This is a genomic window from Sporosarcina sp. Y352 (assembly GCF_056786535.1).
In genome coordinates, this window is the sequence record NZ_JBXCJE010000004.1 from 180554 (window position 1) to 202359 (window position 21806).

General features: G+C 43.7%; 25 protein-coding genes, 1 pseudogene and 1 riboswitch. Of the genes and pseudogenes, 12 read left to right on the plus strand and 14 right to left on the minus strand.

What is annotated here, in order from left to right:
- Positions 1-64 precede the first annotated feature (64 nt).
- Positions 65-247, minus strand: a riboswitch (cobalamin riboswitch).
- A gap of 188 nt (positions 248-435) precedes the next feature.
- Both argS and AC1TO6_RS08440 read right to left on the minus strand, forming a co-directional pair.
- Positions 436-2103 (minus strand): arginine--tRNA ligase, encoded by a 1668-nt coding sequence (argS, locus tag AC1TO6_RS08435; protein WP_482101159.1) that lies wholly within the window; start codon positions 2101-2103, stop codon positions 436-438.
- Entirely contained in the window at positions 2100-2543 is a 444-nt protein-coding gene (locus AC1TO6_RS08440) for a YwiB family protein (RefSeq protein WP_482101160.1), read from the minus strand. The genes argS and AC1TO6_RS08440 overlap by 4 nt, the downstream gene beginning before the upstream one ends.
- Before the next feature lie 158 nt (positions 2544-2701).
- On the opposite strand from AC1TO6_RS08440, the gene AC1TO6_RS08445 reads away from it, so the two are divergent.
- On the plus strand, positions 2702-4759 hold the full coding sequence (locus AC1TO6_RS08445) for a transglycosylase domain-containing protein (protein ID WP_482101161.1): 2058 nt from the start codon (positions 2702-2704) through the stop codon (positions 4757-4759).
- A 304-nt stretch (positions 4760-5063) separates the two neighbouring features.
- On the opposite strand, the gene AC1TO6_RS08450 is transcribed toward AC1TO6_RS08445, so the two are convergent.
- Entirely contained in the window at positions 5064-5594 is a 531-nt protein-coding gene (locus tag AC1TO6_RS08450; RefSeq protein WP_482101162.1) for a YwhD family protein, read from the minus strand.
- A 68-nt stretch (positions 5595-5662) separates the two neighbouring features.
- On the opposite strand from AC1TO6_RS08450, the gene AC1TO6_RS08455 reads away from it, so the two are divergent.
- Complete coding sequence (locus AC1TO6_RS08455; protein ID WP_482101163.1) at positions 5663-5848, plus strand: 2-hydroxymuconate tautomerase; 186 nt, start codon at positions 5663-5665, stop codon at positions 5846-5848.
- Positions 5849-5911: 63 nt separating this feature from the next.
- Here AC1TO6_RS08455 and AC1TO6_RS08460 read toward each other — a convergent pair whose 3' ends face one another.
- Entirely contained in the window at positions 5912-6415 is a 504-nt protein-coding gene (locus tag AC1TO6_RS08460; protein WP_482101164.1) for a YwgA family protein, read from the minus strand.
- Positions 6416-6426: 11 nt separating this feature from the next.
- On the minus strand, positions 6427-7725 hold the full coding sequence (locus tag AC1TO6_RS08465) for an HD domain-containing protein (RefSeq protein WP_482101405.1): 1299 nt from the start codon (positions 7723-7725) through the stop codon (positions 6427-6429).
- A gap of 182 nt (positions 7726-7907) precedes the next feature.
- Here AC1TO6_RS08465 and AC1TO6_RS08470 point away from each other — a divergent pair, with 182 nt between their 5' ends.
- Complete coding sequence (locus tag AC1TO6_RS08470) at positions 7908-8543, plus strand: RsfA family transcriptional regulator (protein WP_482101165.1); 636 nt, start codon at positions 7908-7910, stop codon at positions 8541-8543.
- Between the two features lie 29 nt (positions 8544-8572).
- Here the strand turns inward: AC1TO6_RS08470 and lipL are convergent, their stop codons facing one another.
- Positions 8573-9412, minus strand: coding sequence for an octanoyl-[GcvH]:protein N-octanoyltransferase (gene lipL, locus AC1TO6_RS08475; RefSeq protein ID WP_482101166.1), 840 nt, complete (start codon positions 9410-9412; stop codon positions 8573-8575).
- Positions 9413-9427: 15 nt separating this feature from the next.
- The gene (gene pta, locus AC1TO6_RS08480; protein ID WP_482101167.1) at positions 9428-10399 is read right to left on the minus strand and encodes a phosphate acetyltransferase; all 972 of its coding nucleotides are present in this window, start codon (positions 10397-10399) and stop codon (positions 9428-9430) included.
- A gap of 177 nt (positions 10400-10576) precedes the next feature.
- On the opposite strand from pta, the gene hemQ reads away from it, so the two are divergent.
- From hemQ to gerQ, 3 genes and pseudogenes are all read left to right on the plus strand, one after another.
- Complete coding sequence (hemQ, locus tag AC1TO6_RS08485) at positions 10577-11326, plus strand: hydrogen peroxide-dependent heme synthase (protein WP_482101168.1); 750 nt, start codon at positions 10577-10579, stop codon at positions 11324-11326.
- Positions 11327-11432: 106 nt separating this feature from the next.
- Positions 11433-11853: pseudogene (locus AC1TO6_RS08490) on the plus strand (cell wall hydrolase).
- A gap of 25 nt (positions 11854-11878) precedes the next feature.
- Positions 11879-12235 carry a spore coat protein GerQ gene (gerQ, locus tag AC1TO6_RS08495; RefSeq protein WP_482101169.1) on the plus strand — a complete coding sequence of 119 codons (357 nt, stop codon included), beginning with the start codon at positions 11879-11881 and terminating at the stop codon, positions 12233-12235.
- Between the two features lie 48 nt (positions 12236-12283).
- Here gerQ and AC1TO6_RS08500 read toward each other — a convergent pair whose 3' ends face one another.
- From AC1TO6_RS08500 to AC1TO6_RS08520, 5 genes are read right to left on the minus strand one after another with little or no spacing between them, the layout of a single operon-like run.
- A complete protein-coding gene (locus tag AC1TO6_RS08500) occupies positions 12284-12664 on the minus strand; it encodes a DUF423 domain-containing protein (protein WP_482101170.1) in 381 nt (126 codons plus the stop codon).
- 51 nt (positions 12665-12715) lie between these two features.
- Positions 12716-12979, minus strand: coding sequence for a YwdI family protein (locus AC1TO6_RS08505; protein WP_482101171.1), 264 nt, complete (start codon positions 12977-12979; stop codon positions 12716-12718).
- Positions 12976-13152: a uracil-DNA glycosylase gene (locus AC1TO6_RS08510; protein WP_482101406.1), complete on the minus strand. Its 177-nt coding sequence runs from the start codon at positions 13150-13152 to the stop codon at positions 12976-12978. The genes AC1TO6_RS08505 and AC1TO6_RS08510 overlap by 4 nt, the downstream gene beginning before the upstream one ends.
- Before the next feature lie 49 nt (positions 13153-13201).
- Entirely contained in the window at positions 13202-13888 is a 687-nt protein-coding gene (locus AC1TO6_RS08515) for a uracil-DNA glycosylase (protein ID WP_482101172.1), read from the minus strand.
- Positions 13889-13894: 6 nt separating this feature from the next.
- Positions 13895-14647 (minus strand): DUF4230 domain-containing protein, encoded by a 753-nt coding sequence (locus AC1TO6_RS08520; RefSeq protein WP_482101173.1) that lies wholly within the window; start codon positions 14645-14647, stop codon positions 13895-13897.
- A 208-nt stretch (positions 14648-14855) separates the two neighbouring features.
- On the opposite strand from AC1TO6_RS08520, the gene AC1TO6_RS08525 reads away from it, so the two are divergent.
- From AC1TO6_RS08525 to AC1TO6_RS08545, 5 genes are all read left to right on the plus strand, one after another.
- Positions 14856-15122 carry a hypothetical protein gene (locus AC1TO6_RS08525; RefSeq protein WP_482101174.1) on the plus strand — a complete coding sequence of 89 codons (267 nt, stop codon included), beginning with the start codon at positions 14856-14858 and terminating at the stop codon, positions 15120-15122.
- Positions 15123-15182: 60 nt separating this feature from the next.
- Positions 15183-16016, plus strand: coding sequence for a bifunctional hydroxymethylpyrimidine kinase/phosphomethylpyrimidine kinase (gene thiD / locus AC1TO6_RS08530; protein ID WP_482101175.1), 834 nt, complete (start codon positions 15183-15185; stop codon positions 16014-16016).
- Between the two features lie 287 nt (positions 16017-16303).
- Positions 16304-16654: a YojF family protein gene (locus AC1TO6_RS08535; RefSeq protein WP_482101176.1), complete on the plus strand. Its 351-nt coding sequence runs from the start codon at positions 16304-16306 to the stop codon at positions 16652-16654.
- Between the two features lie 16 nt (positions 16655-16670).
- Entirely contained in the window at positions 16671-17351 is a 681-nt protein-coding gene (gene bshB2 / locus AC1TO6_RS08540) for a bacillithiol biosynthesis deacetylase BshB2 (RefSeq protein ID WP_482101407.1), read from the plus strand.
- Between the two features lie 164 nt (positions 17352-17515).
- Positions 17516-18868, plus strand: coding sequence for a YjiH family protein (locus tag AC1TO6_RS08545; RefSeq protein WP_482101177.1), 1353 nt, complete (start codon positions 17516-17518; stop codon positions 18866-18868).
- A 76-nt stretch (positions 18869-18944) separates the two neighbouring features.
- Here AC1TO6_RS08545 and AC1TO6_RS08550 read toward each other — a convergent pair whose 3' ends face one another.
- Positions 18945-19889, minus strand: a complete 945-nt coding sequence (locus AC1TO6_RS08550) for an L-threonine 3-dehydrogenase (protein WP_482101178.1) — start codon at positions 19887-19889, stop codon at positions 18945-18947.
- Positions 19890-20082: 193 nt separating this feature from the next.
- Between AC1TO6_RS08550 and AC1TO6_RS08555 the strand changes: the two genes are divergently transcribed.
- The gene (locus AC1TO6_RS08555) at positions 20083-20754 is read left to right on the plus strand and encodes a hypothetical protein (RefSeq protein WP_482101179.1); all 672 of its coding nucleotides are present in this window, start codon (positions 20083-20085) and stop codon (positions 20752-20754) included.
- A 323-nt stretch (positions 20755-21077) separates the two neighbouring features.
- On the opposite strand, the gene AC1TO6_RS08560 is transcribed toward AC1TO6_RS08555, so the two are convergent.
- Positions 21078-21782 (minus strand): DNA alkylation repair protein, encoded by a 705-nt coding sequence (locus AC1TO6_RS08560; RefSeq protein ID WP_482101180.1) that lies wholly within the window; start codon positions 21780-21782, stop codon positions 21078-21080.
- Positions 21783-21806 lie beyond the last annotated feature (24 nt).

Sequence of the window (21806 nt, forward strand, 5' to 3'; positions counted from 1 at the left end):
ATAAGCTGAGTAAAAATCTGGACGCACAAAGACGCCGATTTTCACCAATCCTATCCTCGTAGGGTACGTGTGATCCATAAAGGCAGGTCTCCTGGCTCGTGTTCAAGGCTTGTCGCGTCTTCCCGGATTTTTCCAGTGACTCATTGCGACTTGCTCACACTTACAGTGGCGGGACCGCGCCGGCATTGAACCGGCTTCCCTTTTAACCCCATCTTTTAAACGGGGCACCTTTATGTTTGGTATGTATTTTTTGTTCAAAATTCAGTATACTACATTTTTTTGCCTGTCGGTAGCATAACTTGTCGATATTCGGGCAACTCAGGGGGTTTTTGTCCATTACAAAAACCGCCACACCAAAGAGGCAATAACTTCTTTGGTGTGGCGGTCATATTGAAAGTTAAGGAACGTCTGGACGGCGCCCTGCGCTTTTGTGTATTACATTTTCTCCGGTGCAGAAACACCAATCAGTTTCAATGCGTTAGCAATCGTTGTGCGTGTGACTGTGATTAGCGCTAGTCGGGCTTCCGATAATTCACGATTATCCGGATCCAACACTTTTTCTGCATTGTAGAAACTATGGAAAGTCGCGGCTAGTTCCTGGATGAACGTAGCAACACGGTGTGGTGAACGGATTCTTGCCGCGTCACTGATAACTTGTGGGAAGTCCCCAATTTTCTTCAGCAATTCCAATTCTTTTTCAGCTTGCAATAAAGATACATGCTCAACAGAAGCAGACATTCCATTTTCTTCAGCCTGACGTAAAATCGATGATATCCGTGCATGCGCATATTGTGCGTAGTACACAGGGTTTTCATTGGACTGGGAGATGGCAAGGTCGAGGTCGAAATCCATCTGTGAGTCGCCCGAACGCATTGCAAAGAAGTACCGGACCGCATCCAAGCCAACTTCTTCAACCAGTTCACGCAACGTCACTGCTTTCCCTGTACGCTTGCTCATTTTGAATTTTTCGCCATCTTTATACAATTGAACCATTTGTACGACGCCGACTTCGAGTGTGTCGTCACCGTAGCCAAGTGCTTCGATTGCCGCTTTCATCCGCGGAATATAACCGTGGTGATCTGCGCCCCAAATATTGATAAGTTTATCAAATCCACGGAACAATTTGTCTTCATGGTACGCGATATCCGGTGTCAAATATGTGTAAGTACCATCGTTTTTAATGAGTACACGGTCTTTGTCATCACCGAAAGTTGTTGAACGGAACCATGTTGCGCCATCTTCTTCGAAGACATGGCCATTGGCACGTAATTTATCGAGAGCAACGTCGATTTTGCCATTTTCATATAATGACGTTTCTGAGAACCACACATCAAACGACACACGGAAGTTGGCAAGGTCCGTCTTTAGCTTCTCTAATTCATGAGCAAGGCCGTATTGGCGGAAGAATGCATAACGTTCTTCATCTGGCGTGTTGACGTATTTATCGCCAAATTCAGTTGCTAGCATTTTCCCGATATTAATAATATCCGGACCTTGGTAGCCGTCTTCCGGCATTTCTTTATCCAAACCAAGCGCTTGGAAATAACGTGCTTCTACAGATTTCGCCAAGTTGTGCACTTGATTACCCGCGTCGTTAATGTAGTATTCACGCGCTACATCGTAGCCAGCAAAATCGAGAACGTTGGATAGAGAATCGCCAAGGGAAGCTCCGCGTGCATGACCAAGGTGAAGGTCACCTGTTGGATTGGCAGAAACGAATTCGACTTGGACTTTTTGTTTATTGCCGAAATTTGAACGACCATAGTTTTCGCCTTGTTCAAGAACGGTCTTGACGATGCCGCCTAAGTAATCCGTTTTTAATTTGATATTAATAAAGCCGGGTCCTGCAATTTCAATCGATTTGATGGCAGTGTCTTCTGTATTTAACTTTTCAAGAATCGCTTCTGCAATTACACGTGGTGGCTTTTTCGCCAATTTTGTCAGTTGCATCGCAATGTTGGTTGCGTAATCGCCATTGTCTTTGTTATTCGGTGTTTCAAGCATAATGTCCGGTATCGCTGTTTCTTCCGCCAGACCTGCGTCAATTACTGCTTGACGCAATGCATTTTTCACTTCTTGTTGAATTTGTTCTACTGCATTCATAGTGTTCCCTCCGTGTATGTAATAGTAAGTTTGTACGTTCCGAGAAGTGATCCTTCTGCATGCAACTCATAGTTGACGTTGAAGCGACCTCCCGAATTGTCCTCTTCTTCCGTAAATGAAAGCTCTTCCGTTTTGACAACCAAATTGAAAGTCGCTGGACCACTTTCATATGAACCTACACGTTCACCTGTTGCCATGAACGGAAGCCTCATATTGACTGCACCCCGACGCATTATAAGTGCATCTTCAGAATCGAGTTTAACAATTGTCTGAATTTGTTGGTCACTTTGTGTTTCTACATATTTCAAATAGGTTTTTCCTGCTTTTTCAATCAGTAAACCTGTTGCGGTCAATTCATGTTTCTCTTCGTCTTGGTCCGGATGCCGGATTGACGAATAGAGCCGGATCAACACGTTTCGGTCTTTTTTCCGCGATTTCATACGCTCACCGTCCTAGTCATAAAACATCTTCTCATTATATCCTTTTACCAGTCTACATTTCAATCTATCCGAGTAAAGCAAGTTTTTACGTGTGTACCGTTTAATCTGTTTGCATGCGTCGCATACTAGATGGAATGACATGGACGGGACGGGATCGTATGCGACGGACAGTGTATGTAAAAGAGAAAAAAAAACGCACGACGATACGACGGCTGTTGCTATTATCCGTTACGATGCTGATGGCAGCGCTAACCGTCTTCATATCGCTCAGACTGTATGCACAGATTACAGGTGCCCCTTCTTTGAGCGTGCCTAAAGCTTCTGTCTTTCTCGATAAAAACGGTAGGCAAATCGGCGATCGTTTTTCCGCGGAGCGGAGGTACTGGGTCGATCTTGACGAAATGTCCCCTTTTCTGATTGACGCAGTCATTGCAACGGAAGACAAAAACTTTTATAACCACGACGGCTTTGATTATAAACGGATTGCAGGGGCTCTATTAAAAGATGTGAAAGCAGGAAAAAAAGTTGAAGGTGCCAGTACGATTACCCAGCAGTATGCACGCAACTTATACCTAACGTTTGAAAAGACATGGAAACGAAAGATTCATGAAGCGCTGTATGCATACCGAATGGAAGTATTTTATGATAAAGATGTCATTTTGGAAGGATATATGAATACTGTTTACTTCGGCCATGGGATGTACGGAGTTGAAGCAGCAAGTAATTTTTATTTTGGAAAATCCGCAAAAGACTTGACGCTTGAGGAGTCTGCTGTCATTACGGCAATAGCGAAAGGGCCATCGATCTATTCGCCCGTTGATAGTCCTGAAAATTCGAGGAAACGGCAATTGCTTGTTCTTTCATTGATGGAGGCACAAGGATATATTACGGCGCGGCAGGAAGAACGGGCAACAAACGAAGCCATCACGTTAAAAAATCGTGAATGGGCTGATTCGAAGCGCATTGCACCTTACTTTTTGGATGAAGTATGGCGAGAAGCGGAAAAAGTGCTTACCGCGAAAGGACGCTATCCCGCTGAAGGCGGCTGGACAATACGCACAACGTTGGATCCCCTTCATCAGCAAACCGCAGAGGAAATGATTGAAAAATGGATGCCCGACAGCGGATTACAGGTCGGTTTCATGTCAATCGAGGCTGGAACGGGAGCCATCACGTCTCTTGTAGGTGGAATAGATTACACTGAAAGTCCGTTCAATCGGGCGACACAAGCAAAACGCCAACCCGGCTCTGTGATGAAACCTATTTTGTATGCGGCTGCACTGGAAGATGGATTTAGTCCACTGACGTTTTTATCGACTGAAAAGACTATTTTCACGTATGATAACGGCCGCTCGACATATGAGCCAAACAACGTAAACGGTAAATTTGCCGGACATCCCTTATCACTAGCGCAGGCACTCGCTATTTCTGACAACATCTACGCCGTAAAGACACTTGAAGATATTGGCTATAAGAAATTCAGCAAAATGGCAGAACGTCTTGGTGTCAATGGCGATTTTCCAGAATCACCTGCAACGGCACTCGGCACTTCCCTCGTCACTCTTTCCGATATGACGAATGCCTATAATCGGATTGCATCGGGCGGCGTTGAAACTGTACCAACAACGATTCTATCCATAACAGATGCAGATGGAAAAACGGTATATGAGCGTCCCAAAAAGAGTACAAAACACATCATGAGTGAACAGGATGCATTCGTTCTTTCTCACTTGATGACCGGCATGTTCGATCCCGTGTTCAACGATTATTCTACATCCACAGGATTATCAATGCGGCAAAAACAAACACGTCCTTATGCTGCCAAATCCGGAACAACGATTTCCGATCAATACCTGATTGGTTATACGCCTTCGCTGACAGCAGGCATCTGGACGGGATTCGACGTCGGAAAGCAACTGACCGATGCGTCAGATAAAGCGGCATCGAAGAAAATATGGATTGACTTTATGGAGACAGTCCATCGCGGAAAAACGGCAGAACCGTTCATCCCACCAGAAGGTGTAAATGGCGTCATCGTTGACGTTGACACGGGCGGAATTGCAGTTAACGGTTGTGACAAGCAAAGGCTGGTCTATGTGAAAGAGAAGGATATGCCACAAAAGTTATGTACAGATAAAACTCTAAGAGAACAGCGCTCTTCAGGTAAAGCGGACGACAAGAAATTTGAACTGTTCCCGTTTTCGTTTTTTGAGTAGGGATTGAGCGGTCGGGGCGCGGGATTGGGCGGTTCGCTCTCTACTTCGAGCGGTCGACATTGTCATCAAAATCAAAAAAGCTATCCAATCCCAAATCAATTCGGGGTTGGATAGCTTTTTTACCAGTCAAGGCCTCCTGTTAAAAGGTGTATCACGCTTGGGTTTGTTTGATACGGTATTCATCAGGTATTGCACGATTCCGGTTGTCCTAGCTTACAACAGCAAGCTATGATGTTAGTTTACTTCTATTCAAGCTGACATTCAACCTTGGAAGTCAAAGTCTACAAAATTTGTCGTTTTTTGTTCACAATCCAGGTGAGTCTACACTTAGACCGATATGCAATTTTGGTTCGCTTCGATCCCACATTTCCTTATTATGATTTGCAAGGAAGTCTGCAAGGATTTGCTTTGATTTATCATCCATATGGTCGACAATGATATTGCGTTTCATCGATTTGTCCATCCGATTGACGTGATCAGCAAGTACTTTATAGCCCCGACGTTTTTCACGGTTGATGACCATTTCACAAGCTGTGATGCCGGCGTAGTAAGGTCCTTCTTCTCTGAAATCGATTGTCACCCAGACAAGCCAGTAGGGTTTCCCGCCTTCTGAATCTTCCCGGTTCAGCGTAAACTTAATACCCCGCTCCGTGTCGCTCCTTGCGTGCATCGCGCCGATTTCGATCTGTGCGACCCCTTCTTCGACGTCGATAATGACTGGCGACACGTTTTCAAGAGACAACGATCCGATTCCATATCCACCATGGCCGTCAGTAGGATCATCCTTTATGATTGTAAAACCCAATTTCTGCTTCGGTTTTTTTTCATTTGGCATTTCTTCGTCCCCTCCAAATCTGATACTATATATACTATACCCAATAACTACAGGGAGGGGGAAATGAAATGCCAATCGTCACTGTAAAAATGTTGGAAGGTCGCACGGATGAACAAAAACGTGCGCTTTGCGATAAAGTAACACAAGCAGTCACTGAAACAACAGGTGCACCTGCTCAAAGCGTCACAGTTATCATCGAAGAGATGGTAAAAAACCATTACGCTGTTGCTGGTAAACGTTTAAGCGATCAATAATTAGCAGAAAAAAGGCTATGCCCCTTGCGGAATTTCTCCGTGAGGGCATAGCCTTTTTTATTTTCAGATCGCACACTTCTGCATTTCACCGATGAAATCGAATGCAGCAGCCATCTCCATGTCGGAGAAGTTCAGTTTATTTTTCACGATATGGACTTTGGCAATTTGCTCATCTTTTGCGAGATGATCGAAGTAGAGCAGTGTTGAAACTAACTCTAAAAAACGTGAACTTTTTACATTCATGCTATCGATACAAGTTCCAAGATTTTCATGAGCGTTGTCCGCTGTCTCAAGAAAATGCTGCCCTTCCTCTGTTACCTGGTAGCTGTATTGGACGTAAGATCCCTTATCTATGCATTGTTCCGCTAGAAAGCCCATCTCACGCAGTTCCTCTACGCGCAACGTTAATTCCTCTGAATAAGGTCCATACATGTGGAGCTCGTATTTTTCCGCAAACGGGAAATTCATTTTTTTTGCGATATAAATCATTTTTTGTAATTTTTTTCTGCCAGTCACTTCATTCGCGATTGAAATGAACTGCACAATTTTTGCGTGTTCCTGTAACAACTTAACCTCTCCTAACCTTTCAACATATGTAAAATCTGTCCATACAGTGGATTTTGTTCTTTTCCTGCCTCCAGCACATCTTCGGGGAAATAGATTTTATGGTCTGTCCGTCTTTTACCTGAAATCGCATCCACCACATCTGATGAACGTGACAACTCGCTCAACTCGCCATTTGGCATTTGTAAAAAGATCGGCAAACGTTCATTTTCTTCGCCCGGGCCGTAAAAGTCATAGGGCAAGTCAGACGACGAATCTGTCACGAGATAATACGCGGGGTCAATTCCCGCGTCTTTGAATAATTGTTCGAGTACACTGATTTTGCGGTATTCTGTTGCCGGATCAAATTCTGCATACTGAAAGAGTTTGCGGTTGATGAAACGATAGCAAAGATCCGCTAAAATAGAGTCGTCTTCCTTCATCCAAATCTGGAAATAGGTCAATAATATACTTTCATCAAGTGCTATATAGTCTTCCAGAACAATAACTTTATCGAAAAATGAACGAAAATGGGTAGGCTCTTGTTTAAAGACATATCCCAATTCATGCAAATGTTTTGCCCGATGTAAGATTTTCGTTAAAATGACTTCAGCGCTGCGCGATACCGGGTGGAAATAAACCTGCCAATACATCTGATAGCGGCTCATTATATAATCTTCCACGGCATGCATGCCGCTATATTTAATGACGGCCTGTTCTTCAGTTGGCCTCATGACGCGTAAAATCCGTTCCATATCAAAATGCCCGTAGGACACCCCTGTAAAATAGGCGTCACGCTGTAAATAATCCATTCGGTCCGCATCAATCTGGCTTGAAATCAAACTCACCACAAGCTTATCAGGATAGGTTTTACCGATAACGTCAGCCACTTTTTGCGGGAAATCAGGTGCTACCCGGCGAAGTACTGCATTCACTTCCGTATCCCCTAGCAAAATTGCTTGCGTAAATTGTTCATGGTCAAGATTGAACACTTTTTCAAAGGCATGTGAAAATGGACCGTGCCCGAGATCGTGCAGCAGCGCCGCACACATCGTCACTAGTCTTTCATCGCTGTTCCATTCAGGACGACCACTAAAAACATCGTCAATGATGCGCCTGATGATTTCATAGACGCCCAGCGAATGGTGGAACCGGCTATGCTCCGCCCCGTGAAATACGAGATAGGTTGTCCCTAGTTGTTTAATACGGCGAAGGCGCTGAAATTCACTTGTACCGATCACGTCCCAAATCACCTTGTCGCGCACGTGTATATAGCGATGCACAGGATCCTTGAATACCTTTTCTTCTTTCAGTTTTTCATTTTTGTATTCCATCGTGCACCTCCGATAACTCATTCCTCTTAGTATAATCATAAAATTGCTTCTCTGGAAGATGGAAAAAGGTTCATTTAAGTGAAAAAGAGATAGAATGCTTTTTTCATTATGAATAAAGTAACACATTCCTGTACACACTAACCGTAGTTAGAAACTATGAACATATGACAGGAGGCACGGAAATGGTGAAAGTTAGGCAGGATGCTTGGATTGAAGAAAATGATACTTTATTAGCCGACACAGTATTGCGGCATGTCCGCGAAGGTAGTACACAACTCAGCGCTTTCGAAGAAGTTGGGGATGCGCTCAACAGAACAGCAGCGGCTTGTGGGTTCAGATGGAATGCTGTTGTAAGGCGCGACTATGAAAAAGAACTAGCAGACGCGAAAAAAGAACGTAAGCAAGCCATACGTGTCCTGGGCAAAGACTTTAAACGCCGGGGACAACAATTATATAGCCCTTCACAAGGTGCAGCAGAAGAAAGAAAGGTATCTGTTCCATTATCGGACTTATCCCTAGATACGGTTATCGCTTTTCTCGTACGCATGCATCATACGGGCGCGGGTGATAATGAGTCATTTCGATGGAGGCAAACTGCTAAAATCGCGAATGAAAAGGTCGAGCAGCTCCAAAGAGAAATCGAAAACCTTCAACAGGAAAATAAAACACTGCGCGCTGATTATGAGCAATTTGTTCAAATTATGAATCGTGCACGTCGTCTCGTTACACTAGATGACGAAACCGATCGCACGGCACCCGTCTTTAAGATGGAACAAAATGGTAACCTTGTATCTAAAGAACCGCCTATCAATCATTGATAGGCGGTTTTACCTTGTATGGTGTTTTGTTATTCGTGCTCTAGCATTTTTTTATTTCGTTCAAAGACACGGTTCAAATAATAGGTATACAGTTCCATTTCTTCCGGTTTTAAGCCGCCCATGTCAACGTAGTCCGCAAGTTTACGCAGCACAAGCTGTGTACGGATGACTACTTCACTGACAGTCAGTGGCATTTCCAACAGTTCTGATAGCGATGCCATCACTTCCGGTTTGATGGATGGGTAATCGAACTTTGTGGCCTTCCCTTGCAAACCGACCTCGTAAAAAGAACGAATTAACTCGGCACGTTCCGCTCCGCTTCCTTCGATACAAAGATAGACCTGAACCGCGATGCCTTGACGCAATCTGCGCTGCGAGATCCCCGCAAACTTACGGCCCCCAATGCTTAAATCAAACGATCCTGGACAGTACGAGCCAACGATTTCATAAGCTTCAATCCGGTTGCCTGCTTCAGGGAAAAGCATGCGCACGAATGCGAGCATCACTTCATAACCCGCCGGAATATCGATTGAAGAATCCAGCTCTGACAGTACGATTGATATGTTTAACACACCTTCGTCAAGGCACACTGCAAGACCGCCTGAATTGCGGACGATTGCATTATATCCCGCAGTTTCAAGTATCGATATGGCTTCTGCAACATGCGGAAGCCGATGATCTTGAATTCCGAGCACGACGGTGTTGTCGTGAACCCATGTACGAACTGTCGGTTTACTCATTTGCTGGCCAACAAGGTGACAAAGCGTATCGTCCGCAGCGAAGGATTCCAGTGCGGAGCGATTGCGGGATGTCATTGATTCATCCACGAAACGCCATTCGGGAATGTATAAAAAAGAGTCATATGTCATTTCAGATTCTCCTGTTCATAGACTTTGTGCCGCTGTCAACAAAGCAAGCTTGTACACATCATCTGCGGAACAACCGCGCGACAAGTCGTTTACGGGTGCATTCAATCCTTGAAGAATGGGTCCAATTGCTTCGTAACCGCCCAGACGCTCCGTTAGTTTATAACCGATATTACCCGCTTCAAGCGATGGGAATACAAAAACGTTTGCATTGCCTTGAATGATGGATCCAGGTGCTTTTTTCGCAGCAATTTCCGGTACATAGGCCGCGTCGAATTGGAATTCACCGTCTAGTGGTAAATCCGGCGCAAGCGATTGAGCAATTTTCACCGCGTTCGCAACCTTCTCCGTTTCTTCAGTGACCGCGGACCCTTTAGTGGAAAACGAGAGCATTGCAACCCGTGGATCCACACCAAATGATCGCGCTGTTTTTGCACTTTCGACTGCGATTTCAGCCAGTTCCTGCGCTGTCGGTGCAACTGTAATTGCACAATCTGCAAAAACGAGACGTTCGTCGCCTTTCATCATGATGAAAGCCCCGCTTGTTCTTGAAATTCCCGGTTTTGTCTTAATGATTTGCAGTGCTGGTCTTACTGTATCTGCAGTTGAATGTGCAGCCCCGCTTACTAATCCGTCTGCACGCCCTGTGTAAACAAGCATTGTTCCGAAATAATTGACGTCTTTCAGTTGTTCACGCGCTTGTTCTAAAGTAGCTTTACCTTTACGACGCTCTACGAATTTTCCAGCGAGTTCTTCAAAATAAGCAGCACTCGCGGGATCAATAATGTCTATTTCCGAAATATCAATTCCCTCTTCAGTTGCGGCTTCTTTCACCTCAGCTTCATTACCAAGTAGGACGGGTTTCACAAGACCCTCCCCTTGAAGGCGCGATGCAGCTTCCAAAACGCGGATATCCGTTCCTTCAGGCAGGATTATCGTCTTTCGTTTACCACTTAAACTCTCTTTAATACCGCCAAATAAATCAGCCAATGGATATCCACCTTTCACACAATCTAATGCTTCAAGCATACACCAATGGGACAGGCTGTAAAAGCGTTTTACTTCATGTCAAATTCGTGACACTGGCGCAAGTCAAGAGGCCTAACACGTCGGTTTATGCTACACTCATATAAGAAGTTAATTCATAATGAGGGAGTCTGATTTGATATGATCGAAGCAGCACAAACACTCGATGGCTGGTACGTATTGCACAATTTACGTTCAATGGACTGGGCGTCATGGAAATTGGTTCCACAAGACGAACGCCAAGCAGCAGTCGAAGAACTTCTTGTCTACCTTGAGAAGCTTCAAAAAGCGGATGACGATAAAACCGGCGCACACGCTTTCTATACAGTAATCGGTCAAAAAGCGGATTTCATGCTAATTACATTGCGTCCAACAATGGTTGAACTGCAAGAGCTTGAAACGGAATTCGATAAACTCGCAATCGCGGATTTCACGATTCCAGCTTACTCGTACCTGTCAGTTGTTGAACTGTCGAACTACCTTGCAGGCGAATCTACGGAAGATCCTTATCAAAACCCACATGTACGTGGGCGTTTATATCCCGAACTTCAACGCAGCCAATACATTTGCTTCTACCCAATGGACAAGAAGCGCGACGGCGACGTTAACTGGTATATGCTAGATATGGATAAACGCAAAGAACTAATGCGCGCACACGGTTTAATTGGCCGAAGCTACGCTGGTAAAGTGAAACAAATCATTTCGGGTTCTGTCGGTTTTGACGACTACGAATGGGGCGTTACATTGTTCGCAGAGGACGTTCTCCAATTTAAAAAACTTATTTATGAAATGCGTTTTGATGAAGTAAGCGCACGCTATGCTGATTTCGGTTCATTCTTTGTTGGAACCATTTTGGAAGGCGACAAAAGAGAAGCGTTTTTCAATATCTAAGCAATTCTATAAATACTGTCTACCTGTTTTTACAGGTAGACGGTATTTTTTTTCGGAGTTATAAGTGATGCCCATAGCGCATATGATTCATCAAGGAGGTTGTGCCGTGGCTGTAATAAAATACACGGACGCTGAATTAGATTTGCTCACACGTTTGATCCGCTCTGAAGCGGAAGGAGACGGTCAATTAGGGGTGCTTTTAGTCGGCAATGTTGGGGTCAATCGCGTACGCGCTGGGATGTCTAGACTTCAATGATATTCGGAGTTTGCAGGACATAGTTTTCCAGAGTCCCGGCGGCTTCGAAGCGACAACAAAAAGTTATTTCTATCAGCGTGCCTGTGAGTCAGATCGAAAACTAGCAAGACGCACCATCAACGGTGAACGTTTCACTCCTAGCGAACGGTCATTATGGTTTTTCATGCCGGCAGGTGATTTCCCTGCGCAATGGTATAACCAGTGGAACACCGGCAGATTCAAGTCGCATTATTTCTTTAGCCCGACTGTAGAAGACTGCCCGAATTTATAATCTCTAATGGAGAAAGGATGAAATAATGGTCCAATATTATTGGAACCCCGCTTATCAGAATCAGCATGTCGCACCTCCACAAGGAACAGTTCCAGCTAGGCCAATGAGTCCGCCAGCAGGACCACCTCAACGTGAGCAGTCATACATTGAAAACATTTTACGATTGAATAGAGGTGAACCTGGAACTTTCCACTTTTCATTCGAACGTGCAACTGGAGAGGGTACAAATACGAAAGCAGTACGTGGGACTGTAGAGGCAGCCGGCCGAGATCATGTCATCTTAAGCGATTCGACAACAGGACATCGTTTTCTATTTCCGATGATTTATTTCGATTATGCCGAATTTGATAATGAAGTCAGGTACTTCCCACAGCAACCCTAAATTCAAAAAACTTCTGAATCCCATTACTTGGGCTTTCAGAAGTTTTTTTTAGTTTGAGAATTTAATGGCCGCTATAATCAGCATGACCCATCCTACGATGAATGCAACGCCACCGATTGGTGTGATGGCACCAAGTATGCCAATCCCAGTCAAACTCAGCACGTACAAGCTGCCGGAAAAGATAATGATTCCCGCAAGAATTAAATACCCGGCCCAACTTAACTGCGTAGACGATCCAAAAAGCGATGAGCTCATAAGGATACCAACAGCAATGAGTGCAAGTGCGTGGAACATTTGATACTGCACTGCTGTATTCCAGATAGCCAAATAGTGTTCAGTTAATTTTTCTTTTAAAGCATGTGCTCCAAAGGCTCCAAAGGCCACGGCAATTGCTGCGTTGACAGCCCCTGCAATAATGAAAAATGGCAAATCGTTCCCTACTCTCTTGTTATGAATTCAGTACTTCATTTCTTTCGCCAATCAAAAATCAAATAGCGAGCCGCCGTTAGCATCCTCTTCTTCAAGGGGTTTGCCCTCCAACGAATTTATCGATGGGACAGTGTTGCCGGTCGAAAGCATTTTTGGGAAAACTTTACTTTCCCGGTTACTCTCTCCGCCAAGCGCAACTTCGCAAAGCGATCTGATAGCAGAAAACGCTTCCCGCATTGTGTTTTCATCATTTGCTTGCCTTGCCGCACTGAGTTGTCGCTCCATTTCCGATATGATTCGATCGTAAGAAATCATGGTTTGGCATCCCCTTTCTTCTGTTCAAATTGCAAACATTCCATGCCCGAAGACCTCCTGACGACGACCGATGGCATTTCCCGCGTTTTAAATCCATATGCTTTGCAGCCACGTGGGCTCCGCTGATCCCATGTTATGAAGAAATGTTGGCATTGAAAACAATTTACTGCCACAACGGTCCACCTCTTTTCATCTCCAACTTTATCATGCAAACTGTGCAATTTAAAGCACTCCGCCTGTTCGGCACCAATCAATCGGGGTTTCATCCCACGCCATTAAAGCCTCATTTGCTTGTGAATATGGACGGCTACCTAGAAATCCACGGCTCGCACTCAGTGGACTGGGGTGAACCGATTCAATAATCGCATGTCGCGTTGCATCGATGAGTTTCTTTTTCCCTTGGGCAGCTCGTCCCCATAATAGAAAGACGACCGACTTTTCCCGTTCAGACAAATACCGAATCACTTCATTCGTAAACGTCTCCCACCCTTGCTTTTGATGTGAATGAGCCTGGCCTTGGCGCACAGTCAGCACCGTATTTAGCAACAGTACGCCTTGGTCTGCCCATCCTGTCAATGTGCCGTTTTCCGGAATTGAACAACCCATGTCAGTCGCCAGTTCCTTGAACATATTGCGCAGACTTGGCGGTATCTTGACACCCGGTTTCACAGAAAAGCTTAGACCATGTGCTTGTCCAGGTCCATGATAGGGGTCCTGTCCTAAAATCACGACCTTCACTTCATTGTATGGCGTCCTTTTGAATGCAGTCCATAAATCATCCATCTGTGGAAATACTGTCGCTTCAGCATATTCCTTTTTCAGAAATTCACGTAGCGTACTGTAGTAAGGTTTTTCAAATTCCTCTTTTAAGACTTCATCCCATTCGTTACCTATATGCTGATTTTTCACAGTTACTCACTCCTTGAAATCAATCGTTACGTGATAACCTGCGAATGAAAACATTTCTGTTAGTGTCTTCTCGGCATTTTGCTGCGCCGTGGCTAAAACACCCTGTGCTGTCGTTTCTTTCATGATTAGTTTTTTTGCTTCATCGGCAAGTTCGTACGCTTCTTCGATATTCGCCTTTTCCCGGAATACGCCTTCGTAGGAGTACACTTCGACTTTATCGAAAAAGATTTCTGCTCCCCCAAGGAAAGTGGCAGGCGGTATAGTAAGTTTAGCAGTTTTATTCTTTTCATCGATTACCACATCTTTTTTCGTTACTCCGGACATGTCAACGCCCGCTTTCACTGATCCCGGAACGACGACCAACAACTGTCGTTTTGTGCCCGGCACGTTTAGACCGATGCTTTGCCCGAACAACGTATTATCTTGCCGCTCTATAATGACTTTTGTGAATGCTTCTGCCGTTGCAAGTTCGTTCAAGTCCTGGATTTGTTCAAGGAAAGCACCTTTTTGCTCCGTAAATGTGCTCCCTGTTTTCAGAATGAAGTATGTCGCAAATGGCAAAGCAACCATGAGTAGTAAAAGGAGAATTGCAATTGCTAAAAAAGGCTTTTTCCATAATGAAAAGAGGACTTTCCCAACACGCCAGAATCCCGACGAGCGTCCTTCCACTTCTTCCACTGTCACTGCAGTTTCTTCCTCTGAAGCTTTCAATTCTTTCAGTAGGCGCTCAATTTCACCGATTTTCTTTTCATCCGCCACGTCATCCCTCTTTTCCTCTTTTTTCGATACTATTCTTATACGTTTAGATTATAGGAAAGTTGCATTTCAAACAAGAACTATAGCCCAGGTCGCCTGGCGGACCGACTGTATTGCGATGTCAATATTTTAGAAGTTTTCCATTCTACAAAAATTCTTAATTCTCCAAACAAACTAAAAAGGTGGTACGATTGACCGAAGGAGGTGCGACATGGCTGATATGCACTTACGTGAGAAGATGAAAAATGTTTCTGAAGCTGCAAAGAATAGTGATTTGGTTCCTGAGCGCTCTAAAAAGGCGGGAATCATTGTTTTCATCATTTTAGTAAGTTTTGGAATTATCGTCATGCTAGCTCTTGCCATAAGCCTCATTTTAAACAAACATGTCGTCTCGGCTGCCGTGATTTCAAGCATTGCAGCCTTTCTCGCTTATTCCATCTATAAAATGATAAAAGCCGATAATATCGGACAATTGTAATTTCAATTTTAATTCGATAAGATTAACTTAGAATTTATTTAAAAAGGAGATAGACCCAATATGACTTTGAAAAAGACGTTAACAATTGCAGGTTCTGATACTTCCGGCGGTGCAGGTATTGCGGCGGACTTGAAAACATTTCAAGAACACGGCACTTACGGCATGACAGCAATTACAGTCATCGTGACGATGGATCCGGATAATAATTGGTCACACGGTGTTTACTCATTGCCAATCGACGTCTTAAAAACGCAAATAAAAACTGCGCTTTCGACAGGAATCGATGCCATTAAGACTGGCATGCTCAGCACAGAAGAAATCATCAAAATTGCGGGTAATGCGATTTCAGAATCAGGTCTCTCACATGTAGTCATCGATCCAGTTATGGTTTGTAAAGGCGAAGATGAGGTATTGAATCCTGGGACAGTTGACGCCATGGTTGAATTCCTTCTTCCAAAAGCGGAAATTGTCACACCGAACTTGTTTGAAGCTGGACAGCTTGCAGGTACAAAAACGCCGAAAACCATTGAAGATATGAAAGTGGTAGCTGTAAAAATCCATGCACTGGGCGCTCGCAATGTTGTCATCAAAGGCGGCAAACAGCTTGAACACGATAAAGCGGTCGATTTATTCTATGACGGCAAAACGTTCACACTTCTTAAAGCAGAGAAAACAGAGACATCTTATAATCACGGCGCCGGTTGCACGTTTGCAGCTGCAATCACAGCTAACCTTGCAAATGGCCTAGATGTAAAAGAATCTGTATTCGAAGCGAAAAAGTTCGTCACAGCGGCAATCGCTAACGGCTGGAAACTGAACGAGTACGTTGGACCTGTCATGCACGGAGCGAAAAACCGTTTCGGCGCAACTGAAATTACGACAGTTGAAATTTAATATGTTTTAAACGCCAGGAGACATGTGAAACGTCTCTTGGCGTTTTTTTGGTTGTTGGAGGCTTTCTGAAGTTGGTTGTAGGCTTTCCCGAATTTGTTGGAGACTTTATGTTGTTGGTTGGGCGCTCTGCGGGTTGTTGGACGCTTCACGTTGTTGATTGGACACTTCCACAATTTAATTGGACACTCCCCCTTCCATTTTCCAGGTCTAAGCCCAACTATCGCATTCACGCCCCATTTTCTATATACTGAAGAGAAGCATTGTTATAGATTTAAGGAGGCATATGCATGGAGAAAGTGAAAGCGGACCATTTACAGGAACTCATAACTTCATTTGCAAATAAAGATGTGTACATTCATCTTGAAACGACGAACGGCTCATACGCTGCCCATACCAATGAGGCATTTTTCAATGCGGGCGCATTTATTCGTAATATTATTGTCAAATTCGAACTTGGTAAAGTGGCTGGCGATTCGCCTCATCGCATCGGTTTGAAACTGCCATCCGGCTGGATTTACGCACAAGGCATCACACATTATAAGCTCGATGAACATGGACGCCTGCTCATGGCAGGACTAGATGCAGAAGGAAAACTTGCAGTTGCGCTTGAAATTAGCGAGACACCATTCACATACTGAGGAGGATACGATTTTGATAAAAAAAGAACGCCACGTACTTGTCATATTCCCACACCCAGACGACGAGGCATTCGGCGTATCAGGCACCATTTCTTCCTATCGGGATATGGGCGTACCCGTTACGTACGCGTGCTTGACACTTGGTGAAATGGGTCGTAACTTAGGAAATCCGCCGTTCGCAAACCGTGAAACGTTGCCTCAGATCCGCAAAGAAGAACTTAAATTAGCGTGTGAAGCGATGGGACTCGACGATTTAAGAATGATGGGATTCCGCGATAAAACCGTTGAATTTGAAGATGATGAAAAGATGGTGAAGCTCGTTACAGATTTAATCGAAGAACTGAACCCTTCACTTGTCATTACTTTCTATCCTGGCTTCGCAGTTCATCCCGACCATGATGCAACGGGTCGCGCAGTTGTCCGCGCCGTCCGAAGAATGCCGGAAACGGAACGCCCTACAATTTATGCACTTGCTTTTTCAAATAATTCAGTTGAAGTGCTTGGCGAACCTGATGTTACCCACGATATCACAGCAAATGCTGACAAAAAAATTGCAACATTAAAAGCACATGCATCCCAGACAGTCTGGATGATGAAAGAGATGGAAGAGAAATTAGAAGCGCTAGATCCAGACGCGCTTAAATGGTTGAATTATGAGCGTTTTTATACGTACCGCTGGGACAGGGATTTAGTATAATATCCCCAATACTACAACTGCAGTCTATACAAAGGCTGCAGTTTTTTTCATTGCCAATAGATTGAAAAATGGAACATATGTATATGATATTTACATAAAGAGAATTTCGAGGTAATATGTATAAATATTCATCTTATACAAACGTTATGCAAAAAGGAGATATTATGAAAAAGTTTAATTTATCCACTTGGTTCTTATTCCTCGTTCCATCTATTCTCGGTATCCTTTTATTTATGATTCCGGTAAAATATGGTGAAGACTGGAAAATCCCTGTTGCCATACTCGCGGATCTATTATCAAATAGAATTTCATCCATTATGCCATGGGTTGCTACGATTACACTTATTATCGCTGCACTCGGTTCAATCGCTTATATGTTTATTCCAAAAAGTTCTGTCAAACCGTCCTTTATGACGAACTTATTCAAAGTATCGCTTTTTTGGACATTCGTTCGGATTGTCGGAGCAATTTTAGCAATCGTCACTTTATTTCAAATTGGACCGGAAGCCATTTGGAATGAAAATACAGGTGGACTGCTACTTAGTGAAACCGGTCTTGTCACATTCCTATTTACCATTTTCCTTTTCGCAGGAATGCTCTTGCCACTTCTTCTAAATTTCGGTTTACTCGAATTTTTTGGAACGATGATGGTGAAAGTAATGCGTCCTGTATTTAAAATACCGGGTCGTTCTTCAATCGATGCACTTACATCATGGATTGGAGATGGAACAATTGGTGTGCTGCTAACAAGCAAACAATATGAAGAAGGTTTTTATACAAAGAAAGAAGCGGCCATTATTGGAACAACTTTCTCTGTTGTATCGATTACTTTTTCTATCGTCATCATCGAAGAAGTTGGCCTCGGTTCATACTTCTTACCATTTTATGGGACAGTCGTTCTAGCTGGCCTTGTCCTTGCATTTATCATGCCGCGGATTTATCCTCTTTCCAAAAAGAAAGATGAATATATAGACGGAAGACCGTTTACGGGTGATGAAGAAAAATTGCCAGAAGGATACAACTCATTGACTCATGGACTTGAAAACGCATTAACAAAAGCGAATTCAAATCGTTCTTTCATTAAAATGTTGTCCGAAGGCATAAAAAACGTCCTGGATATGTGGGTTGGTGTCATTCCAGTCGTTATGGCTTTCGGGACAATCGCATTAATTCTTGCGGAGTATACAAGTGTCTTCAAAATTCTAGGTATACCATTCGTACCGATTCTGTCCATCCTGGGTATACCTGAAGCGGCTGAAGCGGCGCAACTTATGGTTGTCGGATTCACGGACATGTTCCTACCTGTAATTCTTGCGAATGGCATGATTACATCTGAGTTAACTTTATTCGTTGTTGCCACTGTTTCAGTGACACAACTCATTTTCATGGCAGAAGTTGGCGGACTTCTTCTAGGGTCAAAAATCCCCATCAACTTTTGGGAACTCGTCGTTATCTTCCTTCTGCGTACGGTGATTTCATTGCCAATTATTGCAGGAGTCGCACATCTTTTATTTTAATGAACAAACGAAAGACCTCGCAGGAATTTGCGAGGTCTTTTTGATTTGATAAGGAATAAATTCCATTACCGGATACTCATTTATTTAATTTAATTTTCAATTTGTCTAGCATATCAACCGTCATTTTATCCAAATCATAGTTCGTTTTGAAGCCCCATTCGTTCACGGCCGCTGTTGCATCAATGGAATCGGGCCAGCTATCGGCAATCGCTTGACGTACCGGGTCTACGTCATAGCTCATTTCGAAGTTGGGTATGTATTTTTTTATGGACGCAGCGAGTTGAGAAGGTTCGAAACTCATCGCGGTTACATTGAACGCGTTGCGATGGATCAATTTCGCTGGATCGGCTTCCATCAAGTCGACAATCGCCTGCAATGCATCGGGCATATACATCATATCCATATACGTGCCTTCTGCAATATAAGAAGTGTACTTCCCTTCTTCAAGCGCTTTGTAATAAATATCCACCGCATAATCCGTTGTGCCGCCACCCGGTTGTGCTACATTCGAGATTAACCCAGGGAATCGAACTCCCCGCGTATCAAGTCCGAATTTATGGAAGTAGTAATCGCATAGCAACTCACCTGCGACTTTGTTGACCCCATACATGGTTGTTGGTCGCTGTAATGTGTCTTGAGGTGTGTCTGTTTTCGGAGTTGACGGTCCGAATGCACCAATCGAACTCGGTGTGAAAAATTGCATACCCAGTTCGCGCGATACTTCTAGTGCATTCATCAAGCCGCCCATATTAAGATTCCATGCAAACAATGGCTCATTTTCAGCTTTCGCTGACAACAATGCAGCCATATGCATCATTGTATCCGCACCGAAATCTGTCGCAAGTGTGTGCATTTTTTTAGCATCTGTCACGTCGAGCACTTCAAAAGGACCCTCTATTGTCGAATCCGTGCAACGAATATCTGTTGCCAAGACGTTTTCGGTACCGTATTCTTTACGCAACTTTGCAATTAACTCTGAACCAATTTGACCTGAAGCACCTGTCACCAAAATTTTCTTCATGATAAACTGTCCCTCACTTTCGAACGATTGTATTTATGGGGAGTACACAACTATTTAACTTTAATTTTATTGTTGATTTCAAAGCCTTTGTCTATTATAAAACGTTCTCCTGGAAAAGACAACGTTGTTTTCCATAGAAGTCTATTTGCTATCAGCTTATCTGTTATAATTAGAGGAAAACTTGAGGTGAATCATGTTACCAAATAATAAGCCGTCTGTCTTTTCAAAATTCTATAGATTAATACTCCTATTGGCTACAGGGATTATGCTCATATTTGTTCTAGTATCATTTGATGCGCCAAAGTGGATTGTTGTCTCCGCGGTCTTGGTTTTGTATATTTCCGTGTCCATTTTTCGGCCAATGTATATCATCTATAAATCCAAATCTCTTCGAGCGATTGGCCGATATGTTTCTGCTAATTATAAGAAACCTATTTTCGGTTATTCCTATGCACTGGCAAATGGAAATAAGCAAGATATTGAGAAATCATTGAAAAGAATTATAAATACCTATACGCAACAGGATATGTCCGATATTTATGGCGCAAACCTAGCAATTTTCCAAAACAACTCCAAAGCTGTGATGGGGCACGCTGAAAAACTCAGCGGACAAGAATATAAAGAGTATTATTTAGGACATGCCTATGTCATGAATGGGAACTTCGACAAAGCTTCCAACTTTGCTTCTGAATTGCAAACGCCTTGGATGATCCACTCTTTAAAAGCCTATGCGGCCTTGAAACGCGGAGACCGTGATGAATACGGGACTGAAATGGATCGCTCCATTGATAGCGCTACCGGAATGCAGCGTTTTGTATTGCATCATACAAAGAAACGCTTCGTTAACGGTGATTTCAAAGTTTAACTTCATTCAGCGGGGGGGCAAACCCCTGCTGAATTAGTAGGAATGAAGTTCAATTCCTCCCTGTTTAAGCCTCCGGCGGATGTCACAGATTTTGAAGGGAGTTAATGAAGGCAACCTAAGATCGCCGCGTCCTGCGGCAAAGGTTGCATGACCTACAAGGAAGGATGCAGTTCAATCCTTCCCCCCTGTAGGCCTCAAGCTCAATTCAAAATCTGGACGCAATCACACCGAGGCGTGATTGATTGAATCAAAAAAGCCCTCATTTTTAGGAGGGCTTTTCGTTTGTATAAGTATGCGCTTGAATGAGCAAGGTTACTCTTTTATTAACAGCGCACCGTTTTCTTTTTCTTCGGTTCACCGCGCTCAAGTATTTTGTTAATATATTCTGTTGCAAGCGGAACCTTACACGCCGTATTTCCAACGTCGACATGTACCTTCCCAACAATTTCTGCAACATTGCTTGCTGCATCACGAAGTTCGGGTATATACGCCCCAACGCAGATGATAAATTGGTTCATATTGTAGCGTACTCGATTTGGTGCAACGTGTATCGAATTACGGATTTCCAGCAAGAGTGAATTTATTTCATCCAGGTCCAGTTCTTCCGCCCCTGCATACGTAACGTAATTTGAATACGTGCTCCAACCCGCGACCGCTGTCATTTCACGGTCAGATTTCATCCATTCACGTGCAAGTTTTAACGCATTTGGACTTTCCGCTGTTACCCAACCGACTGCACTTTCTGCGATTAGATACCAAGTTGCCGCAGCACTCCACCGCCTGAGATCATCTTCAGTCATCAATTTCGGATCCACCGCAAGCGCTGCAAGGTACATTGCATCGGAATTACCTGTGTCGTAAAGACGAAGTGCCAGTTCATGATCTTTTTTAATATGCTTCAAAACCTTTTTCAAATCCCCCACACGCACCCCAAACAATGGTTCAGTTGCACCGTGATTTAAGAACGTATTCTTCGTCTGTTCGTTGCCGAATTCTTTTAGTTGCTGCATCACTTCTTCGAATATCATGCGCTTCGCTCCTTTACCTAGATC

Coding starts and splice junctions, on each gene's coding strand:
- argS (WP_482101159.1), bottom strand. CDS start 2,103: ATGAATGCAGTAGAACAAATTCAACAAGAAGTGAAAAATGCATTGCGT.
- AC1TO6_RS08440 (WP_482101160.1), bottom strand. CDS start 2,543: ATGAAATCGCGGAAAAAAGACCGAAACGTGTTGATCCGGCTCTATTCG.
- AC1TO6_RS08445 (WP_482101161.1), top strand. CDS start 2,702: ATGCGACGGACAGTGTATGTAAAAGAGAAAAAAAAACGCACGACGATA.
- AC1TO6_RS08450 (WP_482101162.1), bottom strand. CDS start 5,594: ATGCCAAATGAAAAAAAACCGAAGCAGAAATTGGGTTTTACAATCATA.
- AC1TO6_RS08455 (WP_482101163.1), top strand. CDS start 5,663: ATGCCAATCGTCACTGTAAAAATGTTGGAAGGTCGCACGGATGAACAA.
- AC1TO6_RS08465 (WP_482101405.1), bottom strand. CDS start 7,725: ATGGAATACAAAAATGAAAAACTGAAAGAAGAAAAGGTATTCAAGGAT.
- AC1TO6_RS08470 (WP_482101165.1), top strand. CDS start 7,908: ATGGTGAAAGTTAGGCAGGATGCTTGGATTGAAGAAAATGATACTTTA.
- lipL (WP_482101166.1), bottom strand. CDS start 9,412: ATGACATATGACTCTTTTTTATACATTCCCGAATGGCGTTTCGTGGAT.
- hemQ (WP_482101168.1), top strand. CDS start 10,577: ATGATCGAAGCAGCACAAACACTCGATGGCTGGTACGTATTGCACAAT.
- gerQ (WP_482101169.1), top strand. CDS start 11,879: ATGGTCCAATATTATTGGAACCCCGCTTATCAGAATCAGCATGTCGCA.
- AC1TO6_RS08505 (WP_482101171.1), bottom strand. CDS start 12,979: ATGATTTCTTACGATCGAATCATATCGGAAATGGAGCGACAACTCAGT.
- AC1TO6_RS08525 (WP_482101174.1), top strand. CDS start 14,856: ATGGCTGATATGCACTTACGTGAGAAGATGAAAAATGTTTCTGAAGCT.
- thiD (WP_482101175.1), top strand. CDS start 15,183: ATGACTTTGAAAAAGACGTTAACAATTGCAGGTTCTGATACTTCCGGC.
- AC1TO6_RS08535 (WP_482101176.1), top strand. CDS start 16,304: ATGGAGAAAGTGAAAGCGGACCATTTACAGGAACTCATAACTTCATTT.
- AC1TO6_RS08545 (WP_482101177.1), top strand. CDS start 17,516: ATGAAAAAGTTTAATTTATCCACTTGGTTCTTATTCCTCGTTCCATCT.
- AC1TO6_RS08550 (WP_482101178.1), bottom strand. CDS start 19,889: ATGAAGAAAATTTTGGTGACAGGTGCTTCAGGTCAAATTGGTTCAGAG.
- AC1TO6_RS08555 (WP_482101179.1), top strand. CDS start 20,083: ATGTTACCAAATAATAAGCCGTCTGTCTTTTCAAAATTCTATAGATTA.
- AC1TO6_RS08560 (WP_482101180.1), bottom strand. CDS start 21,782: ATGATATTCGAAGAAGTGATGCAGCAACTAAAAGAATTCGGCAACGAA.